Raw genomic sequence first — 15,350 nt, 5'->3', positions numbered from 1 at the left:
ATGATATTGGATGTTGATCTATCGGTAAAATGAGGTTGTGCCATGGCCCGCGACCGTAATAGTACGGTAGCCGACTAAAAGCCGCCCCCTAAGGGAGGGCCGACTTTTTAGCTAACAAACAAGACAATTGTGGGCTACTCCTTAATGAATTTGAAGGTTTTTTCGGGAGTGCTTAAAAGATATAGACCGGTTTCGAGGGTTGTAATATCGATACCCGTTTTTGCGTTATCCGAAAACGTTCCCGATTTTACTACCCTACCGGATAGGTCATAAATGCTATAGGAAATGTTATCTTTTGCATTGGCAAGGAACAGTATGTTTTTGGCCGGGTTGGGATAGAGCAAAATTGCTGATTCCCCGGCAGTCAAATCTGCTTTTAAATTCGATGATACGGGCTCGAAAGACCAACGTGTCCAACTACCGGTCCAAGATGCCGGTCTTGCTATCAGATATCTGTCGGTATTGCCCAATGCCCTAAAGTAAAGACCTGTTTGTCTGTTGGCCAAATGTACGTAGGTGCCATCACCGCTGTCCACTTCTCTCCATTGGGTGTAGCTGCCGCTCCAAGCTGTTGATTTTTGTTGCATTACCGAACCATTGGTCTTTACGTCCACGTTGTCCGCTGGCCTAAAGTATTTCCCGGATGCTTTATTTTTTAAATAAAAATGTCCGTTTCCCGTGGCCACTTTTTCCCATTTGAACCAATCGGAATTGTCTTTATCCTGTACCAAAATTCGGGCGTCATTGTTTGCATTGGCCGGTCTTAGATAATCATTTAACTGCTTATTGCGAATGTAGTAATAGGTAGTACCGGTGCTATCGGTGCCGTTACAAGAGCGGGTTCCGAAATCAAAATATCCATTTGACCATAAGGTATCTTCGGTGCCACTGGTATTTTCTCTAGTGGCGTTGTCTTCTGTTTCATATGTGGTTCCGCATACGGTGATGTTATCCAAGGTGAAATTTCTATCGCAAGCGGTATTGTTCGGATAGTCATTGGTAAATACCACTTCAATATCGCCCCCGCTAAACCCACTATAATTGTAGTTAGAGAAAGTTGTGGAGATATTGCCCCATGTTTTAACCACGCTTCCATCGACCCTAAGCTCCATCCTTTCCGAGCCGCACACTCCCTTTGCCCTGATTACGATATCACCATCGTCATTATTGTTGCCGCCACCGGTATTGGCTACCAAAGCGATTTTGTCGGTCGGGTATGACGCCAATGTATTATTGAATTCGCGATCAAACAGATTGATGTAAAGGGCGTAGTCGGGACCAGGGGTCAAGTTGGCGGGAACCGGAAGGGTTACCGTCGCCGTACCACTGCCGGCGTTTATGTTTACCTGTGCCTCGGCACCATCTATTCCGGACCATCCGTCCTCGCTAGAGGCGTCCAGTAGCGATACGAATATTGTCCCGTTTTTGGTAGCGGTATAGGTAAAACTCAGATCGTTGTCCGCACCGATTTCCAAATCTTGCGGAAGGTTGGCGGAGAGGTCATTGGAAATACCTATTTCATCATCATCGGGCACGGGACTACCCGAATTTCTCCCCACAAAATTGGCCAATAATTTTACATAGGCACTTTGGTAGGTTATGGAGTTTTCGTTGAGTACATAGGGCCACATCAACTGGTTTCTTTGTTCGTCGTAGGCGTCCGTGTTTTCGGTATATAATTTGTCTTTGGGCTGATCTACCATAAAAGCGTTGTATACCCGAGTGCCCAATTGTACTTTATAGGGACTGGGGTCTCCCGGAATCTCCGGCCAGCTGAATGCAGAAATCCACTGGGTTGTCGGTCCTCCTGTTAGGTAACCTGGCACCGGGCCATTGTTTTCTTGTGTATTATCATAATTACTTCCATCCTTGAACATGGTATGAAAAATAGCATTGATAGAGCTTTCCGCGCCCCAGCGAATTCGCGAGGAGCTTTTCATATTGGTCAAATACGCCATTTGAAGCGCATTTACCCCATGAAACCCGTGTAAAATGTTCAGGGCTCTCTTTTTAAATAGTTTGTTATTTGCGTTATTCGCACCGGTCTTGCTAAAAGCAAGGGCGGAATTACCCATATTCGCGGCTGGCTTGGTGTTGCCCCAATGGTTTTGGGTATTTTTAAAACGGTACAAATTTTCATTACTGGTAATAACAAACTTGGGATTGGCAACCGCTTGCGACCTTGCGGCATTGATAATAGATTTCGCTCCGGAGTTGGCGTTGTTCAAACCCAAATAATATTCCAGGGCATCCGAAGCGTAGGTTTGATACATTCCCCATTCCGTCGGCTTAAAATTTACATACATGCTCGGTTCGGTATCGTAATAATTCAAAAACTCATTATGGTATGTATTGTTTCCGGTAATTTCCCATAACCAAACCGTAGCGGCAACTATATTTCCGTGATGCGCCGCTCTTCTATCATCGATCGTATCTGGACCACTACCACCATCTGCGTCTCCGGAGCGTACTAATTTTGGATCACAGTCAATCTGTATTTCCCTATTGTTTCCATCAGGGTCAACAAACCAGTTCCATGCATTTATGGCAGCCTGTTGGAGGGTGTTCGCATAGGTGTTTTCACCGATACTTCTAAACACCTTTGCGCCATGCGCATACATTGCTGCTGCGGCGACCGTAGAAGAGGAACATTTTTTTTCGTAAAACGCGCCGGAAGCATCGTTAAACACATCGGGGTGATTTTGACCTATCTGACCTATTTTGATAAAAACCCCTCCATCGGCATCCTGCATTCTTAAAACCCAATCCAATTCCCATTTTATCTCATCTAAAATGTCGGGAATGGTATTGTTGCTCTCGGGAATATCCAAGTCCAAGTTGTCCCACATGGCTTTGTTTTCCCTGTAGGAGGTAAGTAGATCATGAACCGCAGTAGCGGCAAAGGTGACGTATTTATTGGAATCTCCGGCATCCATCCATCCCCCGCTCATGTCGCGTGCAGTGCTGGCGATTTGATTATTGGCATCTCGGGCCGCATTGTCTTGCTTTCTAAATCGTCCGCTGAATTTCCAAGGGTCGTCACCAAAAGATTTGGTAATATTATTGCCGGTATCGGAAAGACGCTGGTAATAATAAGTTCGCATGGCCGTCTTCAGTACATCTTCATATACATTTTCGCTAACATGAAAAACATGGGAGCGTCGGTTTTTCTGAACATCATAGATGTAAAAGTCTCCTGTTTGATCCAACAAAGAAAAATCGAACCACCAACCACGGTCCCCGTTATCAGGGTCCGTTGCGCCATTGTTCCATTGTACCGGGCTTCCTTCAAGTACCACGTTATCGTTCGAAAGTCGTCTTACCTGATAAGTGTTGCCCGGCGTAAATGAATCCCCCGCATTAAACCCTTGTTGCGGATCTGCGATTACGGCAACTTTGTCGTCACCAGGGCGGTAACCAAACTGGTCTACCACTATATATTTCTGTAAAGTGCCGGTCTGGGCAAAGCCGGTATAAATGAATAAGCTAAACAAGCATTGTAGAAGTCGTTTCATAATCAACATCTTAAGTTAAAGTTATACGAAGTAATAGTTTGGATAGGTGCCCTGTTCAATGGCACGTACCATTCGAAAAACTTGGTAACTTATAACTGGCTTGGGAAATATGCCGTAACGAAAAACGCTACTAGAAGTGTTAATTATTTGTTATAAACATACCACCTTATTTTAAAAATTTCGTAAAAACGATACTATTTTTTGAGAAATCTATTTTTATGAGAAGTAATAGACAAAATAATAGCACTCTATATACTATTATAAAAATCTACAAATCAATTGTTTATAAATTTTTAAAAAGCTTTAAACAAAAATAGGTCTGTAAAATGAATAAAATTGATTGACTGGGTGTTTTTTAAATATAACTGTTCTTTTCTCCATATAAATATGGAGGGTTCAATGTTGAACAGTAATCTTCACGCTCTTATCAAAACCAAAAGAACTGTATTTTAAAATGTAAACGGCATTTTGAAGGTCGCCAATAAATATTTCGTTGTTGCCAGGAAGAAGGGTATCAATAGGAATTACCCGAACCAATTTATTACCAAGGGTCCACAGTGTTATCACCCTGGGAGCTGTTGGGCCGCCTGTGTAATGCTCTACATATAGGTAATCCTTGGCCGGGTTCGGATACACAATTATGCTATCGCCGCCTTTTTTTTGGATGAGGGCTTCCAATCTAATCGATTTATCGGGCATCGTGAAGGTGGCAATAGGCGACATGCTGTCCGCGATGTGAATGGTATCTCCTTTCCACACCACAAATTGCTCACTTTCCTCCAATAGGGGGGCAATAGTCACTTGTTCTCCTTCCCTATACGAGCCTGAACCCGTTCCATTGATTACTTCCAACTTAAAAAGTGTGGGCGTAAGTGTTGTAAAAAGAGGTTTTAAAACGATATTTTGCGATGGCATTTGCAATTGCGTCGCTATTGCAAAAAGGTCGGTGATAAACTGGGTATCGCCCGTCCATTGGTCAAATACCATTCCATCGGGAACGATGGCCAAGATGGTAACCGTCGTCCCTTCCGGGTATTCCCCCGATCCATTTCCGCCGGTTACATTAAGTACGTAGTTCTCCGGTGCGGGATTTTTAAAGGTAGCCGTAATGGAAACGTTTCGCGGGGGTATGGTCAACTGTGCGGTTGGTGTTTTGGTATCGTTCAGGAACTGGGTATCTCCCGTCCATTTGTCGAACACCGTTCCGTTGGGGATATTTGCCGAAACGGTAACCGTCGTCCCTTCCGGGTATTCCCCCGATCCATTTCCGTCGGTTACATTAAGTACGTAGTTCTCCGGTGCGGGATTTTTAAAGGTAGCCGTAATGGAAACGTTTCGCGGGGGCATGGTCAACTGTGCCGTTGGTGTTTCGGTATCGTTCAGGAACTGGGTATCTCCCGTCCATTTGTCGAACACTGTTCCGTTGGGAACATTTGCCGAAACGGTAACTGCAGTCCCTTCTATATATGTTCCGGCACCGGTTCCATTTTCGATGTTCAGTCGGTATTCGATCGGCACAACGGTACCGCAACGGGGCCAATTTGGTTCAGGATAGTCCCAACGGGCAATGGCCCAGTTTCGAATACGATCGAAAACGGCACAGGAAATTTCCCCATCTTGACGGAGTTTGCGCAATAATGTAAAAAAGGCATCGATTTCCACCGCGTCGTTCGAATCGTTGCAGTCGCTCCGTCGATCTAAAAATAAACAGTCCCCTGGGTTTGCCGACCCGTCCAAGGGCAAGGCACCTCGATTTTCCAGTTCATAATCATAACGTTTTCCGCTGGTTTCAATCGGAATGCGGTTCCAATTGTCCCCGAATCCTTCAAGGATACGCATGGTTTCGTCCATAAAGGCTTCTTGAATGGCAAGCCTTGTTGTAGGGGAAAGGGTTTCTGTAAATGTCCTTCTGTCTCCTTTACCGGTACTATATAAACGCCAAGGGCTTAGTTCGCGCATGTTCCACCCGGGATATACATTTCCATTATTGTTCGAAGATGCCACTGGGGCAGTACCATTGTTCCGTTGCTCGCCTGTTTTTAAATAGTTCTGAAAAAACCGGGAGGGTTCGTAGATTCCAGAACGTGCCCCCAATCGATGAATATGTTGTAGGTTGTACGCAAAGTCGTTAGGACCGATATTACTTCCGCGACGATGCCCCGGAGTTAAGGTCAGTTGTACCTGATACCATATCGATGAAAGGTAAATTCCTCTTGTTTTGTCATCTTCCGAACCCGCATCGCTCTCAAAATAGGAGTCGTTTCGGTTTGCGCCGATGATATGTGCTGCATTTTGAAATACGGACCATTCTCGAATAGGCCATTGAAATGGTTCCAGATCATTGGCGGGAACATTGTTCAGGCGCAATTGATACAGCTCAAACTCTTGAATGATCTCGAACAATTTTGTGCTGTACCAGAACGCGATACTTTGCTTGGCTTTTTCCCTTCGTTTGGAGGTTTCCGAATAATTGTTGTTCACATTTTCGGCCCAAACGGGCGATACGGGAAAACCGTTGTCGATTTGATTTCTAACACCGGAAACTTCTGCCCATGAGGATCCCGGCAGGTCTATGACCACCTTATGTACTTCTGCCGCAAATACTCCGAAAGCCTCCACCACACCGTTTTCCAAAAAGGGTTTAAATACCTGCGTTTTGGTGTTGCGCTGAACAACCTTTTCAGGGGTATTCAATTTGTTCCTTAGGTTTTGATAGGCCGTGTTCAGTTGTGGCCATTGGGCCGAAACATCGCGTTGATCCATGGGGTGTTCCTCTGGCATCCACATGTTCCAATCCGGAAATTGAACTGATATGGGCATGGTTCTAATGTTGGTATTCCCCTCAAAACCGGCAATGGTGTTTTGGACCTGCGTTTTTGAGGGTTCCTTGGATCCGAACAAGGGTTCCATCATCTCCAAATCGGTCTCCAATACGGCGTCCAAACCCTGCCCTGCGGCCCATTCCCTAGCATCTGTATCGGCACTTGGCCCAGGTTGGTAAGGGGGTTCCCAAGGACGGCCGTTTTTTGATCGGTCCATATTTAGATCTCGTATATACTGCGCAATTTGCTGTCCTTCTTCTTTGGTCAATCCGTGAAAGTTAGAACGGGCAATGATCGATTTATTCGAGTAGTTGAAGTATTTAAGGTCGCTCCCATCTTGTGTATGGCAATGTGTGCATTTGGCCTGTATCGGATTTTTGTTACGGTCCAAAAGATTGTTGCCAACGGTTCCCATCCAAAGCTTTTTACCTTCCTGTGCCATAGCGGCCCTGTTCGGATCTCCCATAAATGGGCCTTCAAATGCTGCCCCGCTTATATTGTTACGGGGAGTTATAATAAGGTCGGGAGCATTTTTGGTATTACTGCTGCGCAATGCGATACGTATGATCCGATATCCCGAAGTCGCTTCGTTTGGCTGCGCCAGGAATCGGAACATAATGGTATTTTCTCCATTGGCCCTCGCTCCCGATAAGGGAGTGCTAAATGCTGTGGTAGCAAAACCTCCGTTTAACCCTCCATACGCGCGATCTTTTGGGAAGGCCGTCCAATCCGGCCTACAAGCCTGCCATGGTCCGTAGGCGCCGTTCCCCTGTTTTATTCGATATTCCATGGACGCCGCTGCGTTCAGGTTGTTCACCTGAAGAAAAAGCCACAATTCACCTTGGTCGAAATTCCCTAGGTCCAAACGTCGCTCTGCCGTATTGTCCCATATCTCGGGGTCATCGTTGGTCTTTATCCGAAACACCTCTATAGGCAAATCCAATTCCTGTGCCGAACTGTGGTGTAAGGAAACCGAAAAAACAATAAATACCCATACGATTTGAAGACGTTCTTTCATCATTTTAAAATTATAGTGTTTACGGGTTTTCGCGATTACAGGTTTGTTTAATGGTTTTATTTTAACAAGGCGATATAGCCTTTTATGTTTTTTTGGTCGGGGTTTCCAAATTGAAGGGTATAGTAATACGTTCCGACCGGTAAGGGTGTTCCCTGGTAGTTGCCATACCAATTATTCGCATAGCCTCTTTTTTCATATACTTTATTGCCCCAGCGGTTATACACTTTTAAAATACTGTTGGGGTAGGCCGCTATGCCTTCAATATAAAACATGTCGTTCGCGCCATCGCCATTAGGGGTCATGGTATTTGCGATGCGTACGGGACCTTCTTCTGAAAATTGGTCTTCACAGTCTTCAGGACTGCCTATTGTATATGGGCCCGCGATGGCACCGCAACCCAGAGCGTCCGTTACCGCCAAGGAATAACTGCCAGCACCGATACCATCCAGCTCCAACGTATTTCCTACAATGGCCCCCTGAGCATCGGTCCAAGTAAATATGGTGCCGACCGTTTCGCCGATGTAAACGATTCCGCCAATGCTACCGGTAGTCTCCGCACAGCCGGCATCCGTTAGCTCTAGGGTAGCGTCGTCCAAATCCGGAGGCCCCGATTCGTTAACGGTAAAGGAAAGTACACGTTCACAATCGGGGTTATCGGTGACGGTGAGCGTATAATTTCCCAGGCCTACATTGGCCAGGTCCAATTGGGCGCCCACCACTATGCCATTGGCATCTGTCCAGCTGTAACGCTCATTACCGCTGTTGCCCGTTACGTTTATTCCAAGGATACCGCCATCAATTTGTTTACAGGTTGCTTGTACGCTATTCCCTCCGGAGAGCATCAAGGGGCAGTTAGGATCAATGACCGTAACCGTTACCGTATCGGTATCCGAACATTCCCCTCCGAAGTCTGCCGTTACCGTGTAGGTGGTCGTTATCGTGGGGCTGGCCGTAGGGTTCGCTATTGCGGTATTATCCAAGCCCGTGGCCGGGCTCCAGCTATAACTTATCGGTGTGCCACCTGTTGGAGTTGCCTGTAAAACGATACTGTCGCCAAGATCAAGGGATACATCGGTACCTGCATCTATTATAATGGTATTTAAGGTTGCCGTTACCGATACATCGTCAATATAATAATACGCGGAGATTTCACCATTCGTAATAACAGGTTCTGTATTCTGCACCTGCTCGGGTGTGTATCCATCTAGAAAACGGCCAATGGTCATGTATCGTTCGTTTCCTTGGGCGGTAAAGGTTCCCGATACCCGTACCCAATTTGTCGTATCGGTAACATTGCCTTCGGATACGATCTGTGGTGTTTCCGGAACAAAGGTATTAAACCCTGCGCTTCGTACCGGGTCTTCGGAAAAATGAGCCCCTATGGAACTAGCTATCGTAGCGACCTCACTCAGAGAGCAGTAAAAGACAACGCTATATTCGATACCTTGTTGCAATGTTGCATCTAAAGCAACGGTATAGTATTCCGAGTAGGAATTCTCATTAGGGTCAAAATTCGCAGTGTTGTATGTAATGATACCACCCATAACTTGACCTGACCTAGGATTTTGCTGGTCCGCCAACGTTTTATAATCCCGAGCGGTATTATCGGTTCCGGTCATTGTATCCGCACAGGAGATACTGATCAAATCTGGTGTCGATAGCCCTTCATTGAACCAATTTTCTACGAAACAAAGGTTGTTTTGATATTGCCAGTTGGGGTCGTTCTGATTACAGGTGAACCCCGTGGAAAATCCTTGTGGGCAACCGCTCGTGGACTCAAGGTCGGGATTTGGGACAAGGTTGTTACCAGAGCAGTTCAAAACAAGCTGATTAACATTTACCGTTACCGTATCGGTATCGGTACACCCACCACCAAAATCGGCAGTGACCGTATAAGTCGTAGTTGTTGTTGGGCTTGCGGTAGGGTTTGCCAGCGTAACATCATCTAATCCAGTGGCCGGACTCCAGTTATAACTTACCGGAGTACCGCCGGAAGGAATCGCTTCCAATAAGGAGCTGTTACCGAAGTCAATGGCAACGTCAGGCCCGGCATCGATGTCATATCCGTCCGAAACAGGCACCTCCCAAGTTCTGGACCTGGTACATCCCCCTCCCTGATCGATCAGTAATGTATATTGTCCTTGCCCTACATCGTCCAGGGCAAGCGAGTTGCTTACTACAGTTCCGTTTTCATCGGTCCAGGTATAGGTTTCCCCGGGGACGCCATTGAGGACGGTAATATCCCTTACGCCCCCATTATCCGCACCGCAGCTGCTGGATACGATGGTACCATCCAGAACTTGTAACGGACAACCAGGATCGTTTACCACCACCGTTATGGTACCGGATCGAATACAGCCGTTCCCATAGTCTACCGCAATGGTGTAGGTCGTGGTTTCTGTAGGCGAAATGTCCGATAGTATCTGGAACGGATGAAAATCGGGATTTCCCGGGGTACTCCATGAAAAATCGGCACTTGCGGTAACGGACGCGCGTATTCCAGGATACAATGAAACGGTATCCCCTAAATCGATAAAGAAGGTACCCACATTGTCCCGATCATTGTCGGCGTAAGGCGTTACGGAAATAAGTCCGGGGCAGTTATCGCTACAAATACCGTTTTCGGTGAGGTCGAACGTTTTACGAATACTGCAACTACCGGATGCACCAGTGGTGTAGGTAACGGTATAAATACCTGGCCCCAAATCGATGATTCCGGCACCTGACCCTAGGTTCGTTCCGTTTTCATCGGTCCAAGCGTAGGTTCCTCCGACAGGGAACCCGATAATACCCGAAATATAGCCATCCGAATTACCGGGGGTTGGGCATACTTGAAAAACATTATATTCTAAAAATGAAATGGATTGGTCGCCATCTATTGCCCAAGAAATCGTTTCTTGACAATTTGGCCCGTCCGAGACCAGCAGGTCATATTGCCCGATACCCACGTCTTCCAATATGAGCCGGTCTCCTACTACATTACCATAGGCATCGGTCCAGGTATAGGTTGCCGAGGCGCTGGCATTGGCTACCACAATACCCGTGATATCGGTTTCGGTCAGATTGCAGTCGATGTAACCGCTGGATACGTTGGTCAAATCAATGTTCAAAGGGCAAGGGACAACGGTTACGGTTATCTGGTCCGATACGGGACAGCCATCACCAAAATCGACCGTTACCGTGTAAACCGTAGTTTCTTTTGGAGAAGCCGTCGGGTTTTCCAGGGTAGGGTCGTTCAATGTTGTAGCTGGCGACCAACTGTACGATGTAGGAAGCAATCCGGTCGTCGCAATCGAGAAGGTATAATCATCCCCTGCATTAATACTTACATCCGCTCCCGCGTCTACGGCATTAAGAACGGGCTCTTGAACCACGCTAATATCATCCAGTAGGTAATATGCGTATTCCGCTATTTGAAAGATGGGTTCGATGATTTGATCGGGATACTTACCAAACTCTGTACTTGCATTGCGTACCAATTCGAAATTGGTTTCGGAGTTGTTCCTAAAGTTGCCGATAGTCATGTATTCTTCACCGCCCGTGGCAATGAACGATCCATTTACGAGTATCCAATCGTTCGCCTCCGTTATCGGGGCGCCTACATATTCTATTTGGGGCTCTACATCGATTACCGTATCAAGGGGATCCATATTGTAATCCGTAATAGGACCGTTTGAAAAGAAGGCCCCAATTTTATCCGTTCCAAAAATTCGAAAGTTATAGTTAAAATAGGCCGTGTTGCTTGTGTACTCCACATCGGCCGTTTCGAATGCGGCCAAATTCACATAAAAACTAACATTGTAGCGGGCTCCCGCTAAAAGAGGGGCATCCAATTGTACTTGAAGGTATTCGCGATAATCCGCTTTTACATTATCGCGGGGTTCGGTGTCGCCGTAACTCAGAAAACCTGCATGTGCCGTACTGCCCGCCCTTGTATCCTGGATGTTATAGGTAGCGGCGTGCGAAGTTACCGGTGGTGAATAGCTTACCGAATTTGTGCAGGAATTGAACCAGTCCGGTGTGGCGTTGGTAGGATTATACCAATGGTCCAAGGTGGGTTCTTGATTAACGTTGTTTACCGAATAGAGGTCCAGGAAAGTTCCTTTTGGAATCCCACAGGCTCCGGTTTCAAAACCGGGATTGGGCACCAAATTAGGGCTACATTGGGCATTTGCCCGTACTGGCACCATAACCATGGCAATGACCAAAAGAAATCCTTGGCAACAATGTTTGTAAAACAAGGGGTAGTTCATTTTTTACTTATTTACATGGAGTATTGGGGGCAAGCACATTTTTGGTTCCCAAACGCAAATCGGTAGCCCAAAATAATTTCATGGGTTCCCGACCGGCCAGGATTAAAATCGGATATCGTCCAATCATAAGAATAACTTACTAAAAAGCGTTCCGCCAATTGTACGCCCGCCATGAACACCATCGCATCCCGATTTCGATAGGATAGCGCACCCCAATATTTGTTGTCATACGTCATTTTGGTACTTAAATCCCACTGGACGGGTGCTCCGGATACCGATTTTATTAAAACGGACGGAACCGCTTCCCATAAATCGCTTAAAGGGATCCTTCCTCCCAAAAGAAGGTTATAGTTCCTGCGAAACGTTCCCGAGGTATTTAATACCCCATCCTCAACGGCATAGGGAATATCGTTTTCGAACAGGTGGTTCCCGGTTATTCCACCAAAAAAATTATCGGAGTATAGGTAAATGCCCAAACTGGCATCGAAGTTTAAGCTAGAGGTATCCTGTACCAGAAGGTCAAATGGGTTTTCTACCAATATGGCCTGTGAAGCATCATATTTGAACTGCGTTGCACCTAAAAAGGTACCTACGGAAACAAGCCATTTGTTCGATACTTTCAGGTGGTATGCATAACTCCCATAAAAACCTCCCCTTTTTATAGGCCCTGTATCATCGGTATATACCAAGGCGCCGATACCTTGATGGGTATCCCCCTCACGAACGGAGGACCTCGACGATAACAAGTAGGTTGGGGTATGAAAGCTGAATGTAGTGGTCCTTGGAGCACCTTCAAAACCGGTCCACTGATTGCGGTATGCCGCAGTTAGTTCCAAATAGGATTCCACCCCGGTCATGCCGGGGTTGATAACTACCGGGTTCTGTAGGTATTGGGAAAATTGAGGGTTTTGTTGGCTCCAGACGCAAAAACTACTGAGCAATATCATAAGCAGTATACCTGGCTTTATGTTCATTTTTATTGTTGACAACATAGGTCTTGGCTTAAAGTTTGGGGTTCGTTATTTTAAAATGTTGATGTATCCATTGACTACGGTCTGTTCCGGGTCGTTTAACCGGAGTACAAAATAGTAGACCGCTACCGGCAGTTCTTTTCCTTTGGATGTGCCATTCCAATCGTTGCTATATCCTTTTGTTTCAAATACCTTCTTCCCCCATCGGTTGTACACGGCCAAGTTATTGTTCGGATAGTTTTCGATTCCCTGCATGTAAAAGGTATCGTTTGCTCCATCACCATTTGGGGTCATCGTATTGGCTATTTTAACCGGAAGTGCGTCGTTGGTATCAGTACCGTCGCACACTAAAGGGTTGCCTAATGTAAAAGGACCGGCCACTGCGCCACAACCTTGCCCATCGGATATGGTAAGGATATAGGTCCCAGGACCAATACCTGTAACTTCCAAGGCGCTTCCCACTACAAGCCCTGCTGCATCTGTCCAGACGAACTCGATATCGGTAAGGTCACCAATAAATGTAATGCCCGATATGGAGCCATTGTTCCCATCACATTGAGGAGTTGTCAGTTGAACGTTTGCGGCGTTAAGATCGGGAGGGCCATCTTCGTTAATGTTGAATGTTAAGCCAGCTTCACAATCGGCTCCATCGGTCACCGAAAGCGTGTAAGTGCCCAGGCCCACGTTCGGGAGGTCAATAGTGTTCCCAACGGTCATCCCGTTTGCGTCGGTCCACGTGTAAGTTTCGCTACCAGAGGCTCCGTTGACCATAATTCCTGTAACACTACCATCGTTTAGCGCGCAGGTGGCATCGTTTGCCATGCCACCGCTTAAGGAGAAGCGGCAGTCGCCTTCTACGATTATGTTTACGGTATCACTGGCGGTACAACCTCCTCCAAAATCTACGGTCACCGTATATGTTGTTGTCGCCGTAGGGCTCGCGATAGGGTCGGGAACCGCAATATCGCTAAGTCCGATCGCGGGACTCCACAGGTAACTTATCGGTGTTCCCGTAGTGTTTGATTCGAGTTGCGTGTTTTCCCCGGGCAAAATAGTAATGTCGGTTCCCGCATCTACGTTTCCCGGAGTCAATAGTTCGGTTAGGAAAACATCATCTAAATAATAATAGCTCGAACCTTCAAAACTAGATGGTACAGGTTCAGTTTGAAGATTCGTAGTAGCGTCAGGGTTAAAATTTCCGATTACCATGTATTCTTCACCACCTGTTGCGGTGTATTCCCAACTAAATGTTGTCCAATTGTCCTTATCATTAATAAAAGAGTCGGCGGGCGTAGTTAGTTGAGGGATATTTGAGAGGTTTTCTTGGAAAAAACCAGCAGGTCGTACGCTATTGTACTCGAACAATACTCCGATTTCGTCGGTAGAATAGATAGCATTGTCACGTAGGTTTAGCTTTAGGCTAAGCCGGTAAGTGCTGCCTGCTGTCAAAACTTCGGAAAGCCTCACTTGAAGGTATTCCCTATAGTTTATCGCTGTATTTGATAGGGCATAAAAACCGACAAACCCATCACCTTCTCCGTCGGGTGTATTCTGAGTGCCGTTATTATTGGTAGGTACCGAAATGCGAGAATCCGTAGCGCAGCGGTTATAATAGTCCGGGGTGGCATTGGTAGGTTGCTCCCAGTCGTTTAGGATATCTTCTATTCTATCGTTATTCGCATTGGCCACAATTCCCTGTGGACAGCCCGGATTCTCCTCAAAACTTGGGTTGGGAACCAAATTGGGACCTACACAGGCGTTAGAACCTGCTATTTGAACAGTGATCATCGTGGTTGCCGTGGTACAGCCAAGATCCGCTGAAATGCTATAGGTGGTCGTGGAAGTCGGGGACACGGTCGGATTTTTGACCGCTGGGATGGTTTCTCCAGAAGAGGATATCCAATTGTAGGGGCCCGGGCCAAACGCCTCAAGTGTAATCATTGTACCAGCGCTTATAGTAATCATGTTTTCATAATTTGTATTCGCTATCCAGGCAGCAAGGGGCACTACACTGATATTATCGACATTATAGTAGGCTGGATTACTGCTGGAAGGATTATTCTCTTTATCGGTAAAACTGATTTCTGAATGTCCGGCAAAAACTCCGGCTAACAAATGTGAGTATGAAGTATCCGGTACAAATACCCCGGACACTTCGGTCCAACCGGCACCTACCGGATTATCGGTCCAAATATGGGCCGGAGCTACATTGTTGGTTCCCGTTCCGCATTGATTGTTACTTGCTAGTGACGGATTGTTTTGAAATCTAAAACCTAATTTGTTAATGCTAAATCTTCCCACAAACCCCATTTTAAAGAAACCTTGGATACGATAGGGAACATTTGGCTGTAACGGACAGGTCAACCGGGTCCCTAAAAACTCGCGGGTGCCGTATATATCCGGAAAGCTGGGGTTAGGCGGATTATAGGGATAGTAAGCCTGAAAACCTGCATAGGCAATCCCTTCTTGTGGTCGTTCATCTGGGGTTTGATTTTCTTCCCAGCTTTGAAAACAGCCCCAGGATTCTGGGAGATACAAATCGCAGGAAAAGGAGTATGAAACCCAACCGGTCGCTCTTTTTATGGCTTCGCCACCAAAACCGCATCCTTGGTTCAGACAAGTATTCGGGTTTCCTTGAATCTCCTCAAAACTTGGATTTTCAACAAGGTTTTGCCCCCAAACCAAAAAGCTTCCAAAAACGAAAAAGAGGACAAAAATATATGGTGTTTTCAATGTATGGTTCTTTTCCACGTGCAGTGTTGTTCGCATCG

At 46.3% G+C, this 15,350-nt stretch carries 5 protein-coding genes; all 5 read right to left on the bottom strand.

Translation table 11 applies throughout. The annotated features are described in order from the left end of the window. Positions 1–134: 134 nt before the first annotated feature. The 5 genes from ACRD7P_RS16125 to ACRD7P_RS16105 all read right to left on the bottom strand — a co-directional run bounded on the left by ACRD7P_RS16125 (position 135) and on the right by ACRD7P_RS16105 (position 15,348). The gene (locus tag ACRD7P_RS16125) at positions 135–3,515 is read right to left on the bottom strand and encodes a glycoside hydrolase family 9 protein (protein WP_430908684.1); all 3,381 of its coding nucleotides are present in this window, start codon (positions 3,513–3,515) and stop codon (positions 135–137) included. Positions 3,516–3,911: 396 nt separating this feature from the next. Beyond that, the gene (locus ACRD7P_RS16120; RefSeq protein ID WP_430908683.1) at positions 3,912–7,358 is read right to left on the bottom strand and encodes an InlB B-repeat-containing protein; all 3,447 of its coding nucleotides are present in this window, start codon (positions 7,356–7,358) and stop codon (positions 3,912–3,914) included. A gap of 53 nt (positions 7,359–7,411) precedes the next feature. Further along, positions 7,412–11,608: a gliding motility-associated C-terminal domain-containing protein gene (locus tag ACRD7P_RS16115; protein WP_430908682.1), complete on the bottom strand. Its 4,197-nt coding sequence runs from the start codon at positions 11,606–11,608 to the stop codon at positions 7,412–7,414. 11 nt (positions 11,609–11,619) lie between these two features. Beyond that, a complete protein-coding gene (locus ACRD7P_RS16110) occupies positions 11,620–12,600 on the bottom strand; it encodes a PorP/SprF family type IX secretion system membrane protein (RefSeq protein ID WP_430908681.1) in 981 nt (326 codons plus the stop codon). Positions 12,601–12,627: 27 nt separating this feature from the next. After that, positions 12,628–15,348 (bottom strand): gliding motility-associated C-terminal domain-containing protein, encoded by a 2,721-nt coding sequence (locus ACRD7P_RS16105; protein ID WP_430908680.1) that lies wholly within the window; start codon positions 15,346–15,348, stop codon positions 12,628–12,630. Positions 15,349–15,350 lie beyond the last annotated feature (2 nt).

Origin of the sequence: Maribacter sp. 2-571, from assembly GCF_050589625.1 — a bacterium.
In the GTDB taxonomy this organism is placed as follows: Bacteria; Bacteroidota; Bacteroidia; order Flavobacteriales; family Flavobacteriaceae; genus Pelagihabitans.
Note: the sequence above shows the minus strand (reverse complement) of the source record. Positions and strands in the feature narration are given on the sequence as shown.

Excerpts from the sequence above, each read along its gene's own strand:
- ACRD7P_RS16120 (WP_430908683.1), bottom strand. The coding sequence starts at position 7,358 with ATGATGAAAGAACGTCTTCAAATCGTATGGGTATTTATTGTTTTTTCG.
- ACRD7P_RS16105 (WP_430908680.1), bottom strand. The coding sequence starts at position 15,348 with ATGCGAACAACACTGCACGTGGAAAAGAACCATACATTGAAAACACCA.
- ACRD7P_RS16110 (WP_430908681.1), bottom strand. The coding sequence starts at position 12,600 with ATGTTGTCAACAATAAAAATGAACATAAAGCCAGGTATACTGCTTATG.
- ACRD7P_RS16115 (WP_430908682.1), bottom strand. The coding sequence starts at position 11,608 with ATGAACTACCCCTTGTTTTACAAACATTGTTGCCAAGGATTTCTTTTG.
- ACRD7P_RS16125 (WP_430908684.1), bottom strand. The coding sequence starts at position 3,515 with ATGAAACGACTTCTACAATGCTTGTTTAGCTTATTCATTTATACCGGC.